This is a genomic window from Sorangium sp. So ce145 (genome assembly GCF_051525985.1).
Taxonomy (GTDB): Bacteria; Myxococcota_A; Polyangia; order Polyangiales; family Polyangiaceae; genus Sorangium; species Sorangium cellulosum_B.
Genome location: NZ_CP150315.1, coordinates 2,626,727 through 2,648,893, shown reverse-complemented (window position 1 = coordinate 2,648,893; position 22,167 = coordinate 2,626,727). Strand labels below are relative to the sequence as shown.

The 22,167-nt window shown below is 72.3% G+C and carries 20 protein-coding genes; 16 read left to right on the top strand and 4 right to left on the bottom strand.

All coding sequences use genetic code 11. The annotated features are described in order from the left end of the window. The first annotated feature begins 50 nt into the window (after window positions 1–50). Window positions 51–1,736 (top strand): response regulator, encoded by a 1,686-nt coding sequence (locus WMF34_RS10160; RefSeq protein WP_437993147.1) that lies wholly within the window; start codon window positions 51–53, stop codon window positions 1,734–1,736. Here the strand turns inward: WMF34_RS10160 and WMF34_RS10155 are convergent. Beyond that, window positions 1,730–3,493, bottom strand: a complete 1,764-nt coding sequence (locus tag WMF34_RS10155) for a hypothetical protein (RefSeq protein ID WP_437993146.1) — start codon at window positions 3,491–3,493, stop codon at window positions 1,730–1,732. The genes WMF34_RS10160 and WMF34_RS10155 overlap by 7 nt on opposite strands. A gap of 211 nt (window positions 3,494–3,704) precedes the next feature. Here WMF34_RS10155 and WMF34_RS10150 point away from each other — a divergent pair, with 211 nt between their 5' ends. From WMF34_RS10150 to WMF34_RS10100, 11 genes are all read left to right on the top strand, one after another. Next, entirely contained in the window at window positions 3,705–5,993 is a 2,289-nt protein-coding gene (locus WMF34_RS10150) for a putative monovalent cation/H+ antiporter subunit A (RefSeq protein ID WP_437993145.1), read from the top strand. A 3-nt stretch (window positions 5,994–5,996) separates the two neighbouring features. Next, window positions 5,997–6,416 (top strand): Na+/H+ antiporter subunit B, encoded by a 420-nt coding sequence (locus WMF34_RS10145; protein WP_012234571.1) that lies wholly within the window; start codon window positions 5,997–5,999, stop codon window positions 6,414–6,416. Next, window positions 6,413–6,760 (top strand): Na+/H+ antiporter subunit C, encoded by a 348-nt coding sequence (locus WMF34_RS10140; RefSeq protein ID WP_012234570.1) that lies wholly within the window; start codon window positions 6,413–6,415, stop codon window positions 6,758–6,760. The genes WMF34_RS10145 and WMF34_RS10140 overlap by 4 nt, the downstream gene beginning before the upstream one ends. After that, window positions 6,757–8,268, top strand: a complete 1,512-nt coding sequence (locus tag WMF34_RS10135; RefSeq protein ID WP_437993144.1) for a proton-conducting transporter transmembrane domain-containing protein — start codon at window positions 6,757–6,759, stop codon at window positions 8,266–8,268. Before WMF34_RS10140 ends, WMF34_RS10135 begins: the two co-directional genes overlap by 4 nt. Continuing rightward, window positions 8,265–8,738 carry a Na+/H+ antiporter subunit E gene (locus WMF34_RS10130; protein ID WP_012234568.1) on the top strand — a complete coding sequence of 158 codons (474 nt, stop codon included), beginning with the start codon at window positions 8,265–8,267 and terminating at the stop codon, window positions 8,736–8,738. The genes WMF34_RS10135 and WMF34_RS10130 overlap by 4 nt, the downstream gene beginning before the upstream one ends. Next, a complete protein-coding gene (locus WMF34_RS10125) occupies window positions 8,735–9,001 on the top strand; it encodes a monovalent cation/H+ antiporter complex subunit F (RefSeq protein WP_012234567.1) in 267 nt (88 codons plus the stop codon). The genes WMF34_RS10130 and WMF34_RS10125 overlap by 4 nt, the downstream gene beginning before the upstream one ends. After that, window positions 8,998–9,573 carry a monovalent cation/H(+) antiporter subunit G gene (gene mnhG / locus WMF34_RS10120; RefSeq protein WP_012234566.1) on the top strand — a complete coding sequence of 192 codons (576 nt, stop codon included), beginning with the start codon at window positions 8,998–9,000 and terminating at the stop codon, window positions 9,571–9,573. The genes WMF34_RS10125 and mnhG overlap by 4 nt, the downstream gene beginning before the upstream one ends. Before the next feature lie 137 nt (window positions 9,574–9,710). Beyond that, the gene (locus tag WMF34_RS10115; RefSeq protein WP_437993143.1) at window positions 9,711–10,985 is read left to right on the top strand and encodes a trypsin-like serine peptidase; all 1,275 of its coding nucleotides are present in this window, start codon (window positions 9,711–9,713) and stop codon (window positions 10,983–10,985) included. Between the two features lie 185 nt (window positions 10,986–11,170). Continuing rightward, a complete protein-coding gene (locus WMF34_RS10110; RefSeq protein ID WP_437993142.1) occupies window positions 11,171–13,612 on the top strand; it encodes a hypothetical protein in 2,442 nt (813 codons plus the stop codon). After that, window positions 13,609–14,184, top strand: a complete 576-nt coding sequence (locus WMF34_RS10105; protein ID WP_437993141.1) for a hypothetical protein — start codon at window positions 13,609–13,611, stop codon at window positions 14,182–14,184. Before WMF34_RS10110 ends, WMF34_RS10105 begins: the two co-directional genes overlap by 4 nt. Then, window positions 14,181–15,113 carry an HTTM domain-containing protein gene (locus WMF34_RS10100; RefSeq protein WP_437993140.1) on the top strand — a complete coding sequence of 311 codons (933 nt, stop codon included), beginning with the start codon at window positions 14,181–14,183 and terminating at the stop codon, window positions 15,111–15,113. Before WMF34_RS10105 ends, WMF34_RS10100 begins: the two co-directional genes overlap by 4 nt. 24 nt (window positions 15,114–15,137) lie before the next feature. Here WMF34_RS10100 and WMF34_RS10095 read toward each other — a convergent pair whose 3' ends face one another. Continuing rightward, entirely contained in the window at window positions 15,138–15,359 is a 222-nt protein-coding gene (locus WMF34_RS10095) for a hypothetical protein (protein ID WP_012234561.1), read from the bottom strand. Between the two features lie 370 nt (window positions 15,360–15,729). On the opposite strand from WMF34_RS10095, the gene WMF34_RS10090 reads away from it, so the two are divergent. Next, the gene (locus WMF34_RS10090) at window positions 15,730–16,095 is read left to right on the top strand and encodes a hypothetical protein (protein WP_437993139.1); all 366 of its coding nucleotides are present in this window, start codon (window positions 15,730–15,732) and stop codon (window positions 16,093–16,095) included. A 129-nt stretch (window positions 16,096–16,224) separates the two neighbouring features. Beyond that, a complete protein-coding gene (locus tag WMF34_RS10085; RefSeq protein ID WP_157906588.1) occupies window positions 16,225–16,638 on the top strand; it encodes a hypothetical protein in 414 nt (137 codons plus the stop codon). Window positions 16,639–16,746: 108 nt separating this feature from the next. On the opposite strand, the gene fbaA is transcribed toward WMF34_RS10085, so the two are convergent. Next, on the bottom strand, window positions 16,747–17,820 hold the full coding sequence (gene fbaA / locus WMF34_RS10080) for a class II fructose-bisphosphate aldolase (protein WP_012234559.1): 1,074 nt from the start codon (window positions 17,818–17,820) through the stop codon (window positions 16,747–16,749). Window positions 17,821–18,030: 210 nt separating this feature from the next. Here fbaA and WMF34_RS10075 point away from each other — a divergent pair, with 210 nt between their 5' ends. Continuing rightward, complete coding sequence (locus WMF34_RS10075) at window positions 18,031–18,441, top strand: nuclease A inhibitor family protein (RefSeq protein ID WP_157906587.1); 411 nt, start codon at window positions 18,031–18,033, stop codon at window positions 18,439–18,441. 9 nt (window positions 18,442–18,450) lie between these two features. Here the strand turns inward: WMF34_RS10075 and WMF34_RS10070 are convergent, their stop codons facing one another. Beyond that, a complete protein-coding gene (locus WMF34_RS10070) occupies window positions 18,451–19,428 on the bottom strand; it encodes a DNA/RNA non-specific endonuclease (RefSeq protein ID WP_012234556.1) in 978 nt (325 codons plus the stop codon). A gap of 172 nt (window positions 19,429–19,600) precedes the next feature. On the opposite strand from WMF34_RS10070, the gene WMF34_RS10065 reads away from it, so the two are divergent. Next, on the top strand, window positions 19,601–22,081 hold the full coding sequence (locus WMF34_RS10065) for a TonB-dependent receptor plug domain-containing protein (RefSeq protein ID WP_437993138.1): 2,481 nt from the start codon (window positions 19,601–19,603) through the stop codon (window positions 22,079–22,081). Window positions 22,082–22,167: the final 86 nt, after the last annotated feature.

Below are 22,167 nucleotides of genomic sequence, written 5' to 3'. Positions count from 1 at the left end.
CGCGCCTTGGTCGTGGCAGGGGGAGCGCGCGCGACCTGGAGGGTAGAACGATGGATGCCAGTGAAGCCGGGACGATACTCATCGTGGACGACAACCCGAGGAACCTCGGTCTCTTGTCCGATACCCTGACGGGCTCAGGCTTCGAGGTCGCGGTGGCGGTGGACGGCGCGCGCGCCCTCCGGCTCGCGCGGGAGGGGATGCCGGATCTCATCCTGCTCGACGTGAAGATGGATGGGATGGATGGATTCGAGACGTGCCGCCGGCTGAAGGGAGACCCGGCCACGGCCGCGATCCCCGTCATCTTCATGACGGCGAGCACGGACCTGTCTGCGGACCGGGTGAAGGGCCTGAACCTCGGGGCCGTCGATTACCTCGCCAAGCCGTTCCTGGACGAGGAGCTGCTCGCGCGCGTCCGGGTGCACACCAAGCTCAGGAGGCTGACGATGCGCCTCGCCGCGCAGGTGGACGAGCGGATCGCGGCGGAGGCGGCCTTGCAGCGGCTCACGCAGGAGCTGGAGAGGCGCGTGGGAGAGCGCACGGTCGCGCTGGAGCGCGCGCTCGAGGGGCTCACGCAGGCGCAGGCGCAGATGGCGACGGTCATCCGCGCGGCGCAGGCGGTCTCTGGCGAGATCGTCCTCGACGACGTGCTCGACCGGCTGATGCGGCTCACGCTGGAGCACGCCGGCGCGCGGAAGTGCGTCCTCGTCCTCTCGCGCGAGTCCGGGCTGGTGATCGAGGCGTCGATCACGAGCGAGCCGGACACGGTGGTGCTCGGGCTCTCGACGCCGGTGGGCCCGGGCGCCGATCTCGCGGCGTCGCTCGTGGAGGAGGTCGCGAGGACCCGTCAATCGGTCTTCGTCTGGGACACGGGCCGCGACGCTCGCCCGGAGGACGCGCAGTACCTCGCCGGGAAGGGGCCGAGATCGATCCTCTGCCTGGCCATGTTGTGCCAGGGCGAGCTGATCGGCGTCCTCTACATCGAGGGCGACGCGGCGCCGGAGCCGCTGCTCGCGACGCAGCTGGAGACGCTCGGGCTCCTGGCCTCCCAGGCGGCGGTGGCCGTGAAGAACGCCCTGCTCTACGGGCACCTGGCGGACATGACGTCCGAGCTCCGCCGCTCGAACGAGCGCCTGGAGACCGAGGTGGCGCGCCAGACGGAGGAGCTCCGCCAGACGAACGAGCGCCTGCAGCGGGAGCTCGTGGAGCGCGCCCGGGCCGAGGAGGAGCGCGCCCGGGCCGAGGAGGAGCGCGCCGCGCTGCAGGCGGAGGTCATCGACGCGCAGAGCGCCCGGCTCGCCGAGCTCTCGACGCCGCTCATCCCGATCACCGATCATATCATGGTGATGCCGCTCATCGGGACGATCGACTCCGCGCGAGCGCAGCAGGCGCTCGAGGCGGCGCTGAACGGCGTCCAGGTGAACCGGGCGAAGGTCGTCATCATCGACGTCACCGGGGTGACGGTGCTCGACTCGGCCGTCGCGAGCACGCTGATGAGCACGGCGACGGCGCTGCGGCTGCTCGGGTCGAAGACGGTGATCACCGGCATCCGCGCCGAGCTGGCGCAGACGCTCATCGATCTGGGCGTCGATCTCGGCGCCGTGGTGACCAAGGGGACGCTCCAGAGCGGCATCGGCTATGCGCTCCGGCAGGCCGGCGACGGCGTGGCGGGCCTGCACGAAAGCGGCAATCACGCCCGCAACAACGCCGCGACCGGGCGCAGGAACGGCCATTATTGACGACCGGCAGATCGCTGCCATTCGCTCGCCGCGCCGGGGAGCGCCGCCCGGTACCCCAGGTAGCGCCCGAACGCGCGCATCGCCTGGTTCCAGTGCTTGGGCTCCTTCACCAGCATCTCCTTCACGCCGACGTCGGCCAGCGCGTCGCCCACCTCGATCCACCGCGGCTCGCGCGTCAGCGCGTAGGCGGCGCCGAACACGGGCACGATCAGCAGGTTGAGGTCGGCGGTCTCGCTGTCGTCGTACGCGTCGGTCTCGCAGCCCCACAGGTACCGGAACGCGCGCCCGTCCGAGGTGATGGCGCGCTCGGCGAGCCAGCCTGCCGCGCGCGCGACCACCTCGCGGACGCGCGGGTCGCCGGTGAGCGCGTGGTAGTCCATGAGCGCGTCGACGAGCAGCGCGGTCATGAACGGCGAGCCGCCGCGCGGGCCGCGCTCGCACTCCGACGGGTCGGCGCGGGTCAGGTCGTGCTCGAACGCGCCCGACGCGCCCTGCCGCTGCCACGCGACCGTGCGATCCGCGAGCCCGCGCAGCGTCGACAGGAGCTCCGGCCTCGGGTCGAGCGCGTAGTAGCTCGACAGGGTCATCATCACCCAGGCCATGTTGCGCTCGGTCACGCGCAGTACGTCTTCCCTTCCGCCCGTGAGCGCGGCCTGGTTCTGCCGGAGGGCCTCGCCCATGGCGAGGACCGCCTCCCTGGCCGCCGGATCGCCGGTGAGCAGGTAGTCGTCGACCATCCCCTGACCGAGCATGCGCCGGAGGACTTGCCAGGAGAGGGGCGCCGCCGGGCTCCAGTCGTCGCGCTCGCAGACGTGGACCGCGAGGCGGCGATCGGGCGAGAACCTGAGCTCGTGCTGCCGGTACCAGACGGCCTCGGCGCGCGCGCGCCGGTAGCGCGCGGCGTCGCCGTTGCGGAGGAAGCGCTGGTAGAGCGCGTGCGGGCCGTCGTAGTACGTGCGGTACGGGGCCGCGCAGCTGACGCCGTACGCGTCGTAGGCGGGCGTCATGCGGGCGAGCGCGCCCTCGATGCCGGCCTCGAAGCCGGGGAAGCGGCGATCGTCCATGGCCGGCAGCTGCGGCCCGGACACGAGGCTCGCCGCGTACCACGACGGCGGCAGCACCGCCGCGATCGGGCCGTCCGGGTTCGGCAAGAGCGCCTCGTCGAGCACGGCCGCCCGAGGGACCTGGAAGGGCTGCGGGACCTGGGCGAGCCGGGGGGCCGGGGGGGCTGGGCCGTCGGCGCGCTGCGAAGGTGACGATGGCGGAGGAGCGCCGAAATCCAGCGTGTAGATCGCTCGTTCTCCGGGCGCGAGCGCCGCGCGGAAGACGAGCAGCGCGCTGCGGATCGAGCGGCCCATGGGCCAGACGGCGAGCGGCTTCGCGCGGAGCGGGACCGCGGCGCCGCGCGTGTCGCGCAGGCGGATGAACCGGACGTCGCGCAGCGCGCCCGGCGCGAACGGCACGGCCGCCGACACGACGGCTTCCGGCGCCGGCAGCGCCGCTCCCGGCGGGCGCTTCAGGGGCGCGGGCGCGCTCGGCGCGGCGTCGGCGACGAGCAGCAGCGGGACCGATTCCGCGGGCGGCGGCGCCGGGCGCGCAGGCGCGCCGTGCGCCTCCAGGACGGCCCGCACGCGCGGCTCCACCCGGCGGGCGGCGGGCGCCCGGCCGCAGCTCACCAGGAGGAGCGGCGCTGCGAGGAGCAGCGCCGCGAGCGGGCGGCGGGCGGCGGGCCTCGCCTTGGCGCGCTGCGCATCCATGCCGCCTCCGATGCTCTGCGCCCGCCGCGCATCGCGGCAGATCCATCGAGCGCGCGGCCGCGACGAGGCGGGCTGCTCGGCACGGCGCGCTCGCCCGATCGCGCTCGCCGGCGCCGCGGGAACGAGGGCAAGCAGCGCGTCGAGCCCGCCCGGCAGGCCGTAGGCCCGAACGCCTCGGCCCCTCGCCGGCATCGAAGGGGAACCTGCCGCGATGCTGTGGGCTGTCCTGAGCGTGTTCGTCGGAGCGCTGCTGGCGCCGGCCCTCTACCGCGGGCTCGGGCGCCCGGCCGGCTGGCTCTTCGCGGCGCTCCCGCTCGCGGTGCTCGTGTCCGCGGCGCCGTTCGTCCCGGGGCCCTTCGCCGAGGGGGAGGCCCATCACGCGTCGCTGCCGTGGATCCCGTCGCTCGGCGTGGCGCTCGCGGTGAGGCTGGATGGGCTCTCGCTCGTGTTCCTCGGGCTCATCTGCGGCATCGGCGCGCTCATCTTCGTGTACGCGAGCGAATACCTGCGCTCGCACCCGCGGCTCGGGCGGTTTTACGCCTACCTGCTCCTGTTCACGGGATCCATGGCGGGCCTCGTGCTCGCCGACGACGTCATTCTCCTCTTCGTGTGCTGGGAGCTCACGAGCGTGAGCTCGTATCTGCTCATCGGGTGGGACCACGAGCGGCCGGAGGCGCGCAAAGCCGCCTTGACGGCGCTCCTCGTGACGGGCGGCGGCGGGCTCGCCATGCTCGCGGGCCTCGTCCTCCTCGTCGTGGTCACGGGAGAGACGCAGATCTCGCGGTTCTCGGGCGACGTCGTCCGCGAAGGCCCCCTCTACCTGCCGATCCTGCTCCTCGTCCTCGCGGGGGCCTTCACGAAATCAGCGCAGGTGCCCTTTCATTTCTGGCTCCCTCGGGCGATGGAGGCGCCCACGCCGGTCAGCGCCTACCTGCATTCGGCCACGATGGTGAAGGCCGGCGTCTATCTGCTCGCGCGCCTGCATCCCACGCTGGGCGCGACGCGACAATGGTACCTCGTCGTGACGGGCTTCGGCGCCGCCACGATGGTGGTGGGCGCGGCGCTCGCGGTCACGCAGAAGGACCTCAAGCGGATCCTCGCCTATTCGACCGTGAGCGTGCTCGGCCTGCTCACGATGCTCCTCGGCATCGGGACCCGGGCGGCCGTCTCCGCGGCGGTGGTCTATCTGGTCGCGCATTCGCTGTACAAGGGCGCGCTCTTCATGACCGCGGGGACCCTGGACCACGAGACAGGGACCCGCGACGTCACCCGCTTGCGGGGCCTCGCGCGGCTCATGCCGATCACCGCGACGGCGGCCGTGCTGGCGGCGATATCGAGCGCGGGGGCGCCGCCCCTCCTCGGTTTCCTGTCGAAAGAGCTCTTCTACGAGGCCGTCCTCGGGCCGCCCTCGATGACGGCGGTCCTCGCCGGGGCCGCGGTCCTGTCGAGCGCCCTCCTGGTCGTGGTGAGCTTGATCGTCGCCTATCGCCCCTTCTTCGGGGGTCTTCCGGCGGCGCCCGCGCTCCCCCACGAAGCGCCGCTGTCCTTGTGGCTCGGGCCAGCCACGCTCGCCGCGGCGAGCCTCGTCCTCGGGGTGGCGCCGCGGCTCCTCGGCGACCTCCCGAGCGCGGCGGCGACCGCGATCCTCGCCCGGCCCGCGCCGCTCGAATTGCACCTGTGGCACGGCCTCACCCCCGTACTCGGGCTCAGCGTCGCGACGCTCCTCGCCGGCCTCGGGCTCTTCCGCGCCCTCTCCGGCCGCGAAGGGCGCCTCCTCGACGCCGCCGCGCGGCTCGGAGCCTGGGGCCCTGCGCGCGTGTACGACGCTGCCTTCGCGGGGCTCCTCCGGTTCGCGGAGTGGCTGACCGGGCAGCTCCAGACGGGGCATTTGCGCCGCTATCTGCTCATCACGGCCCTGACGACGGTCGTGCTCGTCGGGACGCCTCTGCTCCGGAGCCTCCCTTTCACGATCCCGTCGCTCACGGTGGAGCTCCCGGAGCTCGTGCTCGCCGGCGTGATCCTCGCGTCCGCGGCCATGGCGACGCGCACGCAATCGCGCCTCGCCGTCGTCGCCGCGCTCGGCGCGATCGGCCTCTGCGTCATGCTCGTCTACGTGGTCTTCAGCGCGCTCGATCTCGCGCTGACGCAGATCATGGTCGAGGTGCTGACGGTCGTCATCTTCGTCCTCGTCCTGCACCACCTGCCGCGCTTCGTGCCCCGATCCCCCGCGCGCGTGTGGATCCCGGACGCGATCGTCTCCGTGATCTTCGGGGCCACGGTGACCCTGTTGATCCTCATGTCGTCGACGCTCTCGCCGGAGCCGATCCTGCGCGAGTTCTTCGTGGCGAAGGGATACCCGGAGGCCCACGGGCGGGACATCGTCAACGTGATCCTCGTGGATTTCCGGGCGATGGACACGCTGGGCGAGTCCACGGTCCTCTGCGTGGCCGGGATCGGGGTCTATGCCCTGCTCGCGACCCGCGCGCGGAAGGGCGCCTGAGCCATGCCCTCCGTCATCCTGCGCACGGCCACGCCGGTCTTGATGGTGCTCCTGATCATCGTCTCGATCTACGCGCTCCTCCGCGGTCACAACGAGCCCGGGGGCGGGTTCCTCGGCGGGCTCATCATCGCGGCGGCGTTCTCGCTCCACATCCTCGCTCACGACGTCCCCTCGACGCGGCGGCTGCTCCGCGTCGCGCCCCAGACGCTCATGGGGCTCGGGCTCTCGACGATCCTGCTCTCGGGCGTCGTCGGGCTCGTGGCCGGCGGAGCCTTCCTGCAAGGCGTGTGGGCGACCGTCCCCGTGCCGGGGCTCGGCGACGTCGCGGTCGGGACGCCGGTGCTGTTCGACGTCGGCGTGTATGCCGCCGTGATGGGCATGGTGCTCATGATCCTCCTCATGGCCGCGGAGATGAGCTCATGACGGTCGTCCTCGCGATCGTCGTCGGCGGGCTCTATGCGTCGGGGCTGTTTCTGATGCTCCGGCGCAGCATCGTGAAGCTCGCCTTCGGCCTCGTGCTGCTCGGGCACGGGACGAACCTCCTCATTCTCACGGCGGCCGGCGTCGTCCGCGGCCGTCCCCCGCTGATCCCCAAGGGGGAGGGGGCCTTCCACGCGCCGCCGGCCGATCCCGTGGCCCAGGCGCTGATCCTGACGGCGATCGTCATCAGCTTCGCGGTCGTCGCGTTCGCCGTCGTCCTCCTTCATCGCGTTCATCGGACGATGGGCAGCGACGACATCGACTCTCTCGAATCGACCCGCCCATGAAGGTGCTCCTCGTCCTGCCCGTCCTCGTCCCCCTGGCCACGGCGGCCCTCTCGCTCCTCTCCTTCCGGCGCGTGGGGAGGCAGCGCGCGCTCGGGCTCGCCGGGAGCGTCCTTCAGCTCACCGTCGGGTTCGCCTTGCTCCGCGCCGTGCACCGGGGAGGCATTCAATCGACCCAGCTCGGGGGCTGGCCCGCGCCGTACGGCATCACCTTCGTGGCCGACCTCTTCTCCGCGCTGATGGTGCTGCTCTCGGGCGTCATCGCGGTCGCCACGTCGATCTACTCCCTGTCGGACATCGACCGCGGGCGGCGGGCGCACGGGTTCTACCCGCTCATGCACGTGCTCCTGATGGGGACGAACGGGGTCTTCGTCACCGGCGACCTCTTCAATCTGTACGTCTGGTTCGAGGTGACGCTGATCGCGTCCTTCGTCCTCCTGGTGCTCGGCAACGAGCGACCGCAGATGCAGGGCGCGATCAAGTACGTCGCGATGAACCTGATCTCGAGCGCCCTCTTCCTCACCGGCCTCGGCATCCTCTACGGATCCGTGCACGCCCTCAACATGGCCGACCTCTCGCTCAAGCTGCCGAGCCTCGCGCCGCCGATCCGGTTCACCCTCGCGATGATCTTCCTCGTCGCGTTCGGCATCAAGGCCGCTGTCTTCCCCCTCTTCTTCTGGCTGCCGGACTCGTATCACACGCCCCCCGTGACGGTCACCGCGCTGTTCGCGGGGCTCTTGACGAAGGTGGGTGTCTACGCCCTCGTGCGCAGCTTCACCCTCCTTTTCGTGAGCGACGGGGGAGCCGCCCACGCGCTCCTCCTCGGGATCGCGGCCTTCACCATGGCCGTCGGCGTGCTCGGCGCGGTGTCCCACCGGGAGGTCCGGCGGATCCTCGCGTTTCACAGCGTGAGCCAGGTCGGCTACATGGTCATGGGCCTCGGCCTGTTCACGCTGTCGTCCCTCTCGGGGGCGATCTTCTTCGTCTTGCACCACGCCATCATCAAGTCGAACCTCTTCCTCATCAGCGGGATCATGCGATCCGGGGGGAGAGACGCCCCTCTCGACCTCCAGGGCGGGCTCCTCGCGCGGAGCCCCGGGCTCTCCGCCTGCTTCCTCGTCACGGCCCTCTCGCTCGCCGGCATGCCGCCTCTGTCAGGCTTCTGGGCCAAGCTCATCCTGGTGCGATCGGGGCTCGAGGTCGGCTCGCGCGGGGCCGCGGCCGTCGTCGCCACGAGCCTCGCCGTCGGCCTCGTCACCCTCATTTCGATGACGAAGATATGGAACGAGGCCTTCTGGAAGCCCGCGCCCGCCGGGGCCGACCTCGCCCCGCGCGAGAGCGGGACGCGGCGTCGCGCGCTCCTGTACGTGCCGGTCGTCCTCTTGACCGCGCTGGGCGTCACGCTCGGAATGGCGCCCGAGCCGCTCCTCGCCGTCGTCCGGCGGGCGGCCGCGCAGCTCGCCGATCCGACCGACTACGTGCGCGCCGTGCTGGGGGAGGGTCACCCATGAGAGCCCTCGTTCTCAATCTGTTCCTGGCGATCGTCTGGGTGGGCCTGACCGGCCGCGCCACCGCGGGGGGCCTCGTCTTCGGCTTCCTCCTCGGGTACCTCTTGCTCCTCTGGCTCCGGCGCCTGATCGGCCCCACGACCTATTTCGAGAAGCTGCCAGGGGTGCTGTCGTTCATGCTCTTCTATGCGAAAGAGATGGTGCGGGCGAACCTCAGGGTCGCCCGCGACGTCATTTCGATCAGGCGAAAGAGCCGCCCCGGCATCGTCGCGGTCCCCCTGGATCTGACGACCGATTTCGAGATCACCGTGCTGACGATCCTCCTCGCCCTGACGCCCGGCACCTTTGGCCTCGACGTCTCGGGCGACCGCACGGTCCTCTTCGTCCATGCGATGTTCGTGGACAGCGCCGACGCGCTGCGCGCGACCATCAAGAGCGACCTCGAGCGCCGCGTGAAGGAGCTCTTCCGATGACCCCGCTCTTGCTCGTCGCGATCGCCGTCGTCACGGTGGCGTTCGTCGTCGCGTTCATCCGCCTCCTGCTCGGGCCGAGCCTCCCCGACCGCGTGATCGCCATGGACCTCATGGCGACGGTCGGCAGCGGGGGCATCGCCCTCTACGCGATGGTGACCAATCACGGCGTCCTCCTCGATGCGGTGATGGTGCTGTCGCTCATCTTTTTCCTCGGCACCATCGCGTTCGCGTATTACCTCGAGCGGCAGGGGGAGGCGCCGTGATCCTCGCTATCGTCGAGGGCGCGCTCCTCGTCGTCGGATGCATCTTCATGCTGCTCGCGGCCGTGGGCATCCTGCGCATGCCGGACCTGTTCACGCGCCTCCAGGTGACATCGAAGGCCTCGGTGTTCGGGATGACATGCATCATCTCGGCGTCCGCCCTTCATTTCTACGACCCGGCCGTCACCACCCGGGCCATCGTCATCATCGCGTTCGTTGCGCTGACGATGCCCGTGGCGACGCACTTGCTCGCTCGCGCCGGTTACACGACCAACACGCCCCTCTCGCCGGAGACCGTGGTGAACGAGCTCGCGGCGCATTACGATCCGACGACCCACACCCTCGCCGGCACAGAGCCGAGGACCCGCGCGTTCGAGCTCGCGCCCGGGGCCGCCGTCGTCGGCAAGCGTATCGCCGAGCTCGGCCTGCCCGCCGGCGTGCTCATTCGCGCGATTCACCGCGAGGGCGGGACGGTCGTGCCCCGAGGCCAGACGATCCTCGAGGCCGGCGACAGGCTCGAAGTGCTCGTGGAGCCGGCAGAGCTCGGCCGCGTGCGCGAGATCTTCGAGGCCTAGCACCCCAAGCCGCACCTCGACACCCCCGGCGCTCGGCGGGCCGGCGTGTTTGCCAGGCTCGCCATCCTCTCTTATCCTATGCGGTTCGTCCGCTTGCGCCGCTTCCATGCGGTGACTCTGGACGAAGGGGGGTTGTAATGAACAGAAAGATGCTGGTCGCTGGGTCGCTCCTCGCGCTCACGGGGTGTGCTGGGAACGTGGACGCTCCCGGCGCAGGCGGAACCGACGACCCAGAGGAGCTCGAGACGGCGCCCGAGCCGCTCCGGGCGGGTGACGTCATCGCGTATGCGGCCGAGACGTCCCACCCGTACGCGGGTGGCTGGAAGCAGGCGATCACCTCGCCGGGCGCAACGTTCGTGCGCGTGCACTTCAACGACTTCTCTCTCGCGAAGGGCGATTATGTCACCGTCTCGAGCCCCGACGGCGCGCAGTCGTTCCGGTACGAGGACCGCGGCCCGAACGGGGACGGCGACGTCTGGGCGTTCGCCATCGACGGAGAGACGGCGATCGTCGAGCTGCACAGCAGCACCGGCGGTGGCCACGGGTTCTCGATCGCGGACATCGGCCACGGGACGATCGCGGTCGCCCCGGATCCTGTGACATCGGGCGAGGCGACGCCGGGCAGCGTCGCCCTCGCGAGGAGGCCCGGCGGAGGCACACCGGATATCGTGTGTGCCACGGAGGGTCGCGAACCCATCGTGTGTCACCCGGAGCTCGACGTTCAGCAGAGGCCCGTGGCGCGGCTGCTCTTCGCGCGCGGCACGGGCATGTACCTGTGCACGGGCTGGCTGATCGCCACCGAGGACAAGTACCGAACCACGCTCATCACCAACAACCATTGCATCAGCACCCAGGAGGAGACGAACAGCCTCGAGACCCGCTTTGGTTACCAGAGAACGGCCTGCGAGAGCTCGACGGCGGCGGCCGTGGCGGCAGGCGAGGGCCTCGTGGGCGGCTCCCTCCTCAAGACCAACAGCCGGACCCGCACCCGCTCCAGAGGCGGCCTCGATTACACGCTGATAGGGCTGCCGGGCAACCCTCAGACGACCTGGGGCGTGCTCACCCCGACGACGAAGGCACCCCGCGTCGGCAACCCCATCAACTTCATCCAGCACCCGGCTGGGCGCCCGAAAGAGATCGGGTTCTGGAGGGATGACGCGCATACCCTCCGCTGCCAGGTGGACGCGCTCGATCAGACCTACTCCGGCACGCTCTCCGGATCGCAGATCGGCTACTCGTGCGACAGCGAAGGGGGCTCGAGCGGGTCGCCGATCATCGACGCCGGCACGGGCCGGGTGGTCGGCCTCCACCACCTCGCCGACGTCGCCTGGCTCTCCTGCAGGAACGGGGGAACAGAGATGCCCGCGATCTGCGCGGACGCCGGCGCCCTCATCCACTGCGCCACCGATTGAGTCGAACAAAGGCTCCACGCATCTCGCCCTCCGAAGCGCCCTCGGCGTGGAGACCGCGCGCCTCGGCCCCGGGCCCGCGGTCGCCGCCCCGCGCAAGCGCGACGAGGCCCGCCCGCCCCTCACGCCGCGGCCGAGCGACGGCGGTGATCGTGCGCGCCAGGCGCCGTGTTAAGCGTCGCCGCACCATGCAGGCGCCCGACACCGATCCCCCCCCGCCCTCGGAGCCGCTCCAGGACAGCGCCCCCCCGGCCGAATCCCCCACACTCGCCAGCCGCGGCGCCGCCTCCACGCCCCCGCAGCCCCGCCACTGGGCCGTCGGGCTGCTCAGCGCCCTGCACGCCCCCGTCTTCGCCTGGGCCGCGCTCTCCCTCCCCTTCCGGCCGTGGACGCTCTTCGCCGTGGTCACCGCCGCGCTCGCGCTGCTCCACGCCGCGACCGCCGTCCTCTCGCTCCTCGCCCACCCGCTCGCGCCGCGCGCCTTCCGCGTGACGTCGTTCTGCTCGCTCGGCTACCTCGCCTTCCTGAGCTTCGGGCTCCTCTCCTCCGCCGTCTACGTCGCCTCGCTGAACCGCGGCCTCGGCACCGGCATCGCGGCGGCGCTGCTCGCGGTCTGGGCGGTCGTCACGCTGCTCACGCTGCCGTTCGCGTGCTGGGGCGTCGCCTCGACCGGCGGCCTCCGCCTGCTCCGCGCGAAGCGCCGGCCCTCGCCCGCGCTCTCCGCGCTCGCCGCGCTGCTCGTCCTGGCCGCCCTCTCGCTGCTCTTCCGTCACCGCGTCGCCAAGGCCGACGTCGTGCCCGTGCCGGGCGGCGCGCCGTCGCGCACCGGGGCGGCGCTGCGCGAGGCGCTCTCTTCCTTCGACGCGCTCCCGCCGGCGCCGGCCAAGGCGCCCTCGCTCATGACCACGGCGCCGGCCGCGTGCGCCGCGCCCCCGGAGCCCGGCCGCCCCACCCTCGTCGTCACCCACCTCGCCCCCGGCCGCGACCCCGAGCGCGCCGCCGTCGCGACCCGCTGCCTCCAGCCCGCGCCGGGCGAGGACGCCGCGGCGGCGCTGCGCGGCGCGCTCGCCGAGGCCCTGCGCGGCCCGCTCAAGATCGACGTGGTCTCGGCCACGCAGCCGCTCGCCTCCCCCGGCCCGGGCCTCGACGGGCTGTCGCTGCGCCCCGGGCTCGACGGCCTCTGCCTCGCGGAGCGGTGCCTCATGCCGTGGCAGCTCATCGCGCTCGACGCGTTCAACACCAATGCGCCGCTGGCCGGCGTCCCCGACTTCCGCTTCGGCGTGGACCTCGCGGTCCTGCGCCGCGCCCTCGGCGAGCCCGAGCCGCCCGGCGGCCCCACCGCCGGCGGCGCCGCGCTCCGGGACGGCCTCGTGCGGGTCGAGACGCTCAGCTACGCCGTCGACGCCGAGGGCGCGCTCCACCTCCTGTCGCGGATCGGAGAGCCGTCGGTCCCGCTCACCGAGGCGACGGCGCAGCAGGCGGCGGCCGCGGCCCAGCGCTACATCCTCGGGGCGCAGCGGAAGGACGGCATGTTCCGCTACATCGTCGACCCGTTCACCGGGCGCGCCTCGTTCGACGGGTTCTCGATCGCGCGGCAGGCCGGCACGACGCTCGCCCTGTGCGAGCTCGGGGTCGGCGCCGAGGGCGCGCCCACGTCGCCGGAGCTCGCGAAGGTGGTGCAGCGCTCGCTCGGGCTGCTCGCGAAGCTCGAGCGCAAGGCCGGCGAAGGCGACTCCGTCGGCGCGCTCTTCTACCCCAAGGACAGCCCCGGGACGATCGCGGGCCTCAACCCCACGGCGCTGAGCCTTGTCACGTTCCTCTCGTGCCGCGACGCGCACGGCACGCACGACGCGCTCATCGGGCGGCTCGCCCGCATGGTGCTCGCCACGCAGCGGGACGACGGCGGCTTCGCGCCGCAGCTCGACCTCGCGCGCGTCGCGCCCGTCCTCGGCCCGACGCAGCTCTACGAGGGAGGCCAGTCGGTGCTCGCGCTGACGCTGCTCGAGGCGCTCGCCGCCCGCGAGCCGAGCCCCGAGTACCCGCCCGCGGCCGCCGTGCGCGCCGCCGTCGATCGCGCCATGGACTACTACGCGAACCGCTACTGGGACCATTTCGCCAGTGATTTCGTGTATATGGAGGAGAACTGGCACTGCCTCGCGGCGCGCGCGGCGCTCGGGCACCACCGCCGCGACGACTACGAGCGGTTCTGCCTCGATTACGTGGCGTTCAAGTCGCGGCTCGTGCTCGACGAGGACAGCGAGGTGACGCCCGATCTCGTGGGAGGGTACGGGTTCGGCAACGTGCTGCCGCCGCACAACACGGCGACGGCGGGGTTCGGCGAGGCGCTGGCCGCGGCGATGGCGGTCAAGGAGGCGCGCGGCGAGGACCTCGCTTCCGATCAGGCGCTGATGCGGCGGGTGCTCGGGTTCCTCGTGCGGCAGCAGTGGTCGCCCGCGACCTGCTTCGCCTGCAGCCGCGACGTGATCATCGAGGGGGGCTTCAGCGAGAGCATGGCGTCTCCCCGGATCCGCATCGATTACGTGCAGCACGCCTGGGCCGCGCTCGGCCATGGGGGCCGGATGCTCGGGCTCGTGCCAGGGCGGAGCGCGCCGGCGGCGGGGCCTCTGTGAGCGCGGGCGGCGAGGGAGAGGCCGTCGCGAGCGCTGGCGCGGGCGGAGGACCGAGCCCGCGGGGCGGCGCCGTGGGCGCCGGGGCCGGCGGTGGATCGAGCCCGCGCGGGGCCGCTCGCCTCGGCGAGCGCCGGGCGTACGCGTACGGCGTGACCGCCGCGTTCCTGCTCCTCATGCTCGCCCCGCTGTTCCGCCGCCCTCCGGTGGACAGCTTTCCGCTGTCCACCTACCCGATGTTCTCGTGGGGCCGCCACGACGCGCGGACCGCCGTGGAGCGCGCCGTCGGCGTGGACTCCCGGGGCGGGCGGCGGCCGATCCCGCCGCGCCTCGTGGGCAGCGAGGAGGTGCTGCAGGCCAAGGCCACGCTGGCGCAGAGCATCCGCCAGGGCGCCCGCGCGGCCCGCGCGCTCTGCCGCGGCATCGCGGCGCGCGTCGCGCAAGAGGACCGCTACGCGGACGTCGTCGCGGTCGAGATCCGGACCGACACCTTCGATGCCGTCGCGTTCTTCGAGGGGCAGGAGGCCCCGATCGACGCCAAGCTCCACGCGACGTGCAAGGTGGGCGCGCGATGAAGCGGCTCCTTGCGCGGCTCGACCGCGCCTTCTTCGCCGAGGCGCCCGCCGAGCGGCTCGCGCTCTTGCGGCTCCTGGTCGGCGGCTTCGCCCTCGTGTACCTCTGCGTCCGCGCGGTGCACTTCCAGCGGGTGAGCCACCTGCCCCTGGAGAGTTTCAGGCCCGTCGGCGTGGTCTCGGTGCTGTCCGCGCCGCTCCCCCTCTGGGCGGTGCGGAGCCTCCTTGGCGCGGCGATCGCCGCCGGCGCGGCGTTCGTGGCGGGCTACCGGTTCCGCGTCGCCGGGCCCCTCTTCGGCGCGCTCCTGCTCTGGGTGCTGAGCTACCGGAGCTCCTGGGGCATGGTGTTCCACACCGAGAACCTCCTCGCGCTCCACGTCATCGCGCTCGGCCTCGGGGCCGCGGCGGACGCGCACTCGCTCGACGCGCGCGCGGCGCGCCGCGCCGGCACCCCGGCGCCGGCGCCGGACGGCCGCTATGGCTGGCCGATCCGGCTCTTCTGCGCGATCACGGTGATGTCGTATTTCATCGCCGGAGTCACGAAGCTCCGCAACAGCGGCCTCGACTGGGCGACGAGCGACATCCTCCGCAACTACATCGCTTACGACAACGTCCGGAAGATCGCGCTCGGCGACACGCACTCTCCGCTCGGCGGCGCGCTCGTCCGCTACCGGTTCCTGTTCCCGCCGCTCGCGCTCGCCAGCCTGGCGATGGAGCTCGGCGCGCCGCTCGCCCTGTTCAGCCGGCGCGTCGCGGTCGTCTTCTGCAGCGCCGCGTGGCTCTTCCACCTCGGCGTGCTGCTCACGATGGCGATCCTGTTCCCCTACCCGCTGCTCGGCGTGGCGTTCGCGGGGTTCTTCGAGCTGGAGAAGCTGCGCGATCTGAGGCGCCCGCGCCGCGTGAACGCAGCCGTCGGGGACGGGAGGTCGTAAGGGGCGCTCCCGGCGCTCGCGCCGCTACGAGGGCTCGCTCGGCTCCTCGTCGAACGGCTCGCAGACGAGATAGACCTTCTTCCCGCTCGGATGGATCGCGAGCGTCGCGTAGCGCGGGCAGGCGAAGCACTCCCGCGCGTCCACCGTCGCCGCCCGCCGCGGGCAGCGCACCGTCCGTGGCTCGGTGCCACCCCCCTCGACCTCGATCCACACCAGCTTGTCCGATTCTTCCAGATGACAGGCCATGGCGACCTCCTCCCGCGGCCATCTGCCGATGAAGGGCCTTTTGCAATCGGCGAGCCGGAAGACGTCGACCCGCGGCGCCGCCACGGCGAGCCGCCGGGACCGCACCCGGATCGCGCCTGTTGCCGTCGATTCTCATGCTTCTTCACGGCTCCTCACGCCGTCGCTCGGCGGCGGGCGGGCTGCTGCTCCTCGCCCCGGGCTCCGGGGCGCACGCCCTGCGCCGAGAGGCGCGCGGAATGCATCCACGACGATACGAGGGACGGGCCCTGCCGCGCCGGCTGGCCCACGCCCCGGCGAAGCGCATGGCGCACCCCTTGCTGCATCGTACGTGCTGCGGTGGGCGCCGCAGGTCTCTTCACAGGGGGTCGCGATGGCAGACTGGCTCGTCGTGCTGCTGGCGGCAGCTGGAGGCGTCGTGGCGTTGCTCGTCGGGACGAGAAGCCTGCTCGCCCGGCGGCATTACCACACCTCGGAGACTCCCCTGGTCTGTCCACGGACCGGGGCTCCCGTGCGGTGTCGACTTGTCGTCGACGGCCGCTCCGAGGAGTCCGTCGAGGTCGCACACTGCTCGCTTCTCCCCGGCGGGCGGCCCACGTGCGAGCAGGACTGTGTGAAGCTCCTGAACCTGGGCATCCGGCTCGCTCCCGTCGAGCCGGCGCGTCCACCACGAACGCACGAGCGCCCTGACGCTGGCGAGCCCGGCGCCGGCGAGGAGCCCGGCCCGCCCTCGCCCTGATGGGACCGGGGGGCTCGTGACGCGCAAGGCGTGCGCCGCCCCGCACTCCCTGCATCGCGCGGCGCGCCGGCCGGCCCGCCGCCGCCCGGGAGCCGAGATGGCACATCGCGTGCTGTCATGGCCGGAACCATGGCTTTCCAGATACCGAAGATGACGACCCGCTCCTCGGCCAACCTGCCGATCGCGATGGTCCTCCTGGGGACTGGCTCCCTGCTGTGGATCCGCGCCGCGCTGCGCACGCCGGGCGCGCTGGACATGACCCCCAGCGTCGACGGCTGTCTCACGGTGGGGATCGTCGGCGTGCTGCTCGCGTTGCTTCACGGCGTCACGTACCCGACAGCGCTCCTGTCGGTCGCGGCCCCGATCGCCCTCGTGCAGTTCCTTGCCACCGGGGGTTCGGGCTTCGCTTTCCTGCCCGTGCTGGGGATCGAGCTCACCGCGCTCGGCCTCTTCGGCCTGCCGCTCTCCCGGCTGCCTCGCCGCCGCCCTGCCGTGACGGCGCCGGCCCGCTCGCTGAGCGCGGCGCACCCGTCGCCCTCGTGAGCAGCCAGCCGCTTGCGGGATGATCGACACGCCGCGGTGTCGCCGCGGCGTGGCGAGACAGGCGTCGCTCCGGCCCCGCGCGAGCGGGGCCTTCGCTTCCGCCGCGGATCAGAACTCGAACTTGTCGAACGAGTTCAGGTCCTTGCACGCGTCCACGAGGCGCGCCGCCACGGCCTTCTCGCCGAGGTGGAGCCAGCCGCGCGGGTCGATGTACTTCTTGTTGGGCTTGTCCTCGCCCTCGGGGTTGCCGAGCTGCGACTTCAGGTAGGCGCCCTTGTCGTCCATGTACTTCTTGATGGGCTGCGTGAAGGCCCACTGCGTGTCCGTGTCGATGTTCATCTTGATGACGCCGTAGGACACCGCCTCGCGGATCTCCTCGCGCGACGAGCCGGAGCCGCCGTGGAACACGAAGTCGACAGGCTTCGGGCCCGTCTTGCGCTCCTTCTGGATCGCGTCCTGGGAGTTCTTCAGGATGGGCGGCCGGAGCTGCACGTTGCCCGGCTTGTAGACGCCGTGCGTGTTGCCGAACGACGCGGCGATCGTGAAGTTGCCGATCGGCTTCAGCGCGTCGTACGCGGCGAGCACCTCCGCGGGCTGGGTGTACAGCTTGGAGTTGTCGATGCCGCTGTTGTCGACGCCGTCCTCCTCGCCGCCCGTGACGCCGAGCTCGATCTCGAGCGTCATCTTGAGCGCCGCCATCTGCCGCAGGTACTTCTGGCAGATCTCGAGGTTCTCGTGGAGCGGCTCCTCGGACAGATCGAGCATGTGAGACGAGAACAGGGGCTCTCCGTTCTTCTCGAAGAACCTCTTGCCGTGCTCCAGCAGGCCGTCGATCCACGGCAGGAGCTTCTTCGCGGCGTGATCGGTGTGCAGGATGACCGGCACGCCGTAGGCCTCGGCCAGGTTCCGCACGTAGTGCGCGCCCGCGACGGCGCCCGCGATGGCGGCCTTCTCACCCTTGTTGTCCAGGAACTTGCCGCCGAAGAAGTGGGCGCCGCCGTTCGAGAACTGGATGATGATGGGGCACTTGGCCTCTCGGGCCGCCTGGAGCGCGGCGGTCGTGCTGTGCGAGCCGATCACGTTCACGGCCGGCAGCGCACACTCGACGCTCTTCATGTACTCGAACAGCTCCTGAAGAGCGGAGCCAGTGATCACGCCGGGCTTGAGCTTCATCTTGGACATGGCACCTTGAATCCTTGTTCCTTGCTCGGGTCTCGCCCGAGCATGCAACGCGGCGAAGGAAAGCGGAAGGGTGGATCGGATCCGCAGGGCGGGCGGGTCCGGGTACCATCGCCAAAGCCCAGGGAGCAAGCGGTTTCTCCGCTGGCTTCACGGTGGAATGATCACCCCACGGCGAGCTTGCCCTCGCCGAGCAGCCGCCCGGAGATCCGCATGCAGGCCTCATCCATGTCGCCCGAAGAGCTCCTCGCATCCCTCGCGGAGGCCGCGCAGGGCCTGCTGTTCCCCAGCGAGTCCGATCACGAGCTGCGCCCGTTCCGGTCGCGCGGGGACGCGTCCTCGCCGGCCGCGCTGCTCGCGGCCGAGGGCCTCGGCGCGGCGACGCCGGTCGAGGTCACGACGGCGGGCGACTTCTTCGCGCCCGTGATCGACGTGCCCGGGGACGCCGGCGACGCGGCGCTGGCCGAGGCGGGACGGTACCGGCGGCTCGTGGACCTGCTGGAGCGCCACCTGACCGACGTCCGGGTCTACCGCGTCGGGCGCGTCGCGATCGATGTCTACGTCGTCGGCCGCCATCCGTCGGGCGCGTGGCTCGGCCTCGTGACGAAGGTCGTCGAGACCTGAGCGCGCCGCTCAGCGACCGCCGGCAGGCCCGTCGTCGACGCGCGCCTCGAGCGTCCGCTGCACGGCCTCGGGGAGAGCGGTCATGAAATCGTAGCCCGCGCGCCGCTCGATCTCGTCCACCGTCGTCCGGTACTGCCCCCAGCTCTGGTCCAGGATGCCCGTCTCGTTCGGCATCACCACCGCGATGACCCGCGTCGCCGGGCCGATGTCGCCGGGCCCCTGCCCCGGCTCGAGGACAACGGCGACCTTGAAGAACGCGTCCGGCACGGCGACGTCCTTGCCGATGGTGGCGGCCGGTCGCTCGCGCTCGTCGAAGAGGCCGCCGGCGATCAGGAACAGCACCCGCCGCTCCTTCTGCGCGAGCTCCTGGCACGCCTCCTCGAGCCTCAGCCACGGACCGGCGTTGAGCTCGTGCCGCTGCGGCAGGATGTTCGTGAGGAGGAACGTCGCCTTGTTGTCGTCGGGGTTCCGCGTCCGCTCCTCGGAGCGGACCATGTGGCCTCGATCGAAGCCGGAGCCTGTGTAGTCGTCGTGCTGCACGCGGTACCAGCCGTCCGGCAGCGCGCTGTCGGCCAGGAACTTGCCCCGATGGCGGGGCGCGTCCCCGAACGACGCGGCGTCGAGCCTCCAGCTCACCCAGTTCGCCCCGTTCCTGGATCGGTTGTACGAGAGGGCGTACTGGGGCTTGATCATCAGGTGATCGTCGGACGCGTCGGCCCGCGCGGCGCGCGCTCCCGTGCGGGCCGGGACGCCGAGCTCGAGATGCGGGCTCGGCGCGGGCTGCCGCGAGGAGGGCGCGCCGCTCGTCGGAGATCCCTTCGGCGGAGCGCCCTTCGGCGGCGAGGCGCTGCCGGATCGGCCGGGCGTCGGCGATGGCCTGGAGGGGCGGTCGCCGCCGAGGTCGAGGCCGAGCTCCTCGAGCGCGCGCTCGAGGCCGCACTTGACCCCGACCGCGCTGAGCCCGGTCACGAGGAGCGCGACGAGCACGCGCGAACCCCAGGACTTCTGTTGTCGCTTCCTGTTCGAGCCCACGTCGGCGCTGCCAGCTATCTACGGCAGGGACGGCGCGGTCGTCCAGCGCGACCTCGGCGAGGCGCGCGGCGCTCGGCCCGAAAGGCGCGTCGGTACGTTTTGCTTGAGCGTGCCGCCGCGACTCTCCATGGTTTCCGGAGCGCCGATGGAGGAGCCGGAGCACAGCGATCTGCGACGCCGGAGGACGCGCGGCTCCGCGGCCGTGGCGGTGGCCGCGGCGACCGGCGCCCTCGTGGCCTTCACCGACGGCGAGGCCACGGCGGCTCCCGCGCAGGAGCCGGCCCTCGCGGAGGCCACGCAGGGGGCCCGGGTCACGATGCCGTCGCCGCTCGGCCCCACCGAACCGCCTTACCCGCCCGGCGGCGTCGGCGACGCGACCGTGGTCGCCCGCATCACGGTGTACGCGGACGGTACCGTGGGCGCGGTCGAGGTGGAGGGCGAGGAGCCGTTCGCGAGCGCGGCCGCGCGCGCGGCGCCGTCGTGGCGGTTCGAGCCCGCCCGGCGCGACGGGCGGCCCATCGGCGCGCGCATCCTGTTCCCCGTGAGGTTCCGCGATCCTCGCGCCGCGACGCCCGCCGCGCCTCCCGCGGCGCCCGCCGCGCCCTCGCCGCCCCGCGGGAGCATCGCGACGGTGCCGCCCTCGCCGCCGGCTGCCGCGCAGGCCATCGACGTGGTGGTGGTGGGCGAACGCGGGGCGCCGATGACGACCTCGATGACGCGCGAGGAGGTTCGCCAGGTTCCCGGCGCGTTCGGCGATCCTTTCCGCGCGATCGAGGCGATGCCCGGCGTGACGCCCATCGCGTCCGGCGTGCCGTACTTCTTCGTGCGCGGCGCGCCGCCGGGCAACGTCGGCTACTTCATCGACGGCGTGCGCGTCCCGCTGCTCTATCACGTGGCGCTCGGCCCCAGCGTGATCCACCCGGCGCTCGTCGAGCGGGTCGATCTCTACCCCGGCGGCTTCCCGGCGCGCTTCGGGCGCTACACCGGCGGCGTCATCGCCGGCGAGACCCGGGAGCCGGCGCGCCTGCTCCACGGCGAGGCCAACCTCCGGCTCTTCGACGCGGGCGCCCTGGTCGAGGCGCCCTGGGCCGACGGCCGCGGCACCGCGCTCGTCGGCGGGCGCTACGCGTACCCGGGCGCGCTGCTCGCGCTCTTCTCGCCCGGCGTCGAGCTCGGCTACTGGGACTACCAGGCGCGCGTCACCTACGACGCCTCGCCGTACGACCGGGTCGGCCTCTTCGCCTTCGGGTCGCACGACTACCTCGCCCAGATCGAGGACGACGGCGACACGGACGTGGTGCTCGCCGGCGACTTCCACCGGCTCGACCTGCGGTACGACAGGTTCTTCGCGCGCGGCGGCCGCCTCCGGCACGCGATCACGCTCGGCCACGAGGAGAGCGAGAACCAGGACGGGGAGCGGGCCGGGCGCGCCCGGCTCCTCGGCGCGCGCGTGGAGCTGTCCGCGCCGGTCTCCGAGCGGCTGACGGCACGCGCCGGCGTCGACGCGCAGCTGGAGCGGTTCGACATCGACATCCGCGAGAACGACGGCGACTTCCCGACCCGGAACGACAGGGCGCTCGCGCGCCTCTTCACGAGCCGGGAGGACCTCGCCGCGGGGCTCTGGGCCGACGTCGTCGTCCGCGCCGCGCCCGGGTTCGAGGTGGTCCCAGGCCTGCGCGGCGACCTCTTCGCGTCCGGCGGCGCGACGAGGGCCACGGTGGATCCGCGGCTCGCGACGCGGCTGCAAGCGACCCCGCGCGTCGCCCTGCTGAGCGCCTTCGGCGTGACCCACCAGCCGCCGAGCTTCCTCGGCGCGGTGCCCGGCATGCAGGTGGGCGGCCTGCGCGGCGGCGTGCAGACGGGGCTGCTGGCGAGCGCCGGCGTCGAGCTCCGCCTCCCCGGGGAGATCAAGGCCACGATCACCGGGTTCCGGAGCGGCTTCTTCGACCTGAGCGACGCCCTCGGCAACCGGCCTCCCGGCACCGACGCTGGCCTCGCGCAGCGGGCCGAGCTGCGCGGCGCCGGCAGCGCCCATGGGCTGGAGATCCACGCGCACCGCAGCCTGTCGAAGCGCATCGGAGGGTTCGTGTCTTACACCCTCTCCCGCTCGATCCGCCATGTCGGCCGGGAGACCTTCGACTCGGCGTTCGACCGCCGCCATGTGCTCAACATGGCGGCCGCGGTCGACGTGGGCCGCGGCTGGAAGCTCGGGGGCAGGGCGGTGTTCTACAGCGGCATTCCCATGACGGTCGATTACGACCTGTGGGACAACGACGGCGTCGACGGTCAGCGCCCGGATGGCAACGACGACCGCCCCGACACGGAGCAGGACATCCGGCGCCGCGAGCGGCTGCGCGAGCGGCTCGCCCAGGTGGTCCGCCGGCTGAGCCTGCCGGAGCGGCTTCCGGCGTTCTTCCGGCTGGACCTGCGGCTCGAGAAGCGGTGGATCCTCCGCAAAGGACGGACCGTCTCGCTCACGGTCGAGGTGCTCAACGCCACCGCTGGAAAAAAGACGCTGCAATACGAGTGCTCGCTCCTGCACGGATGCGAGCCGCAGACGCTCGGCCCCATCACCCTACCGAGCATCGGCGCCGAAGCGACCTTCTGAGCGGCATTGACGTCATCGCGCCGCGAGCAGCGCTCACCCTCACCAGGTGCACCGCGGCTGCGCGCCCGCGCCGCGCCGACGATCGC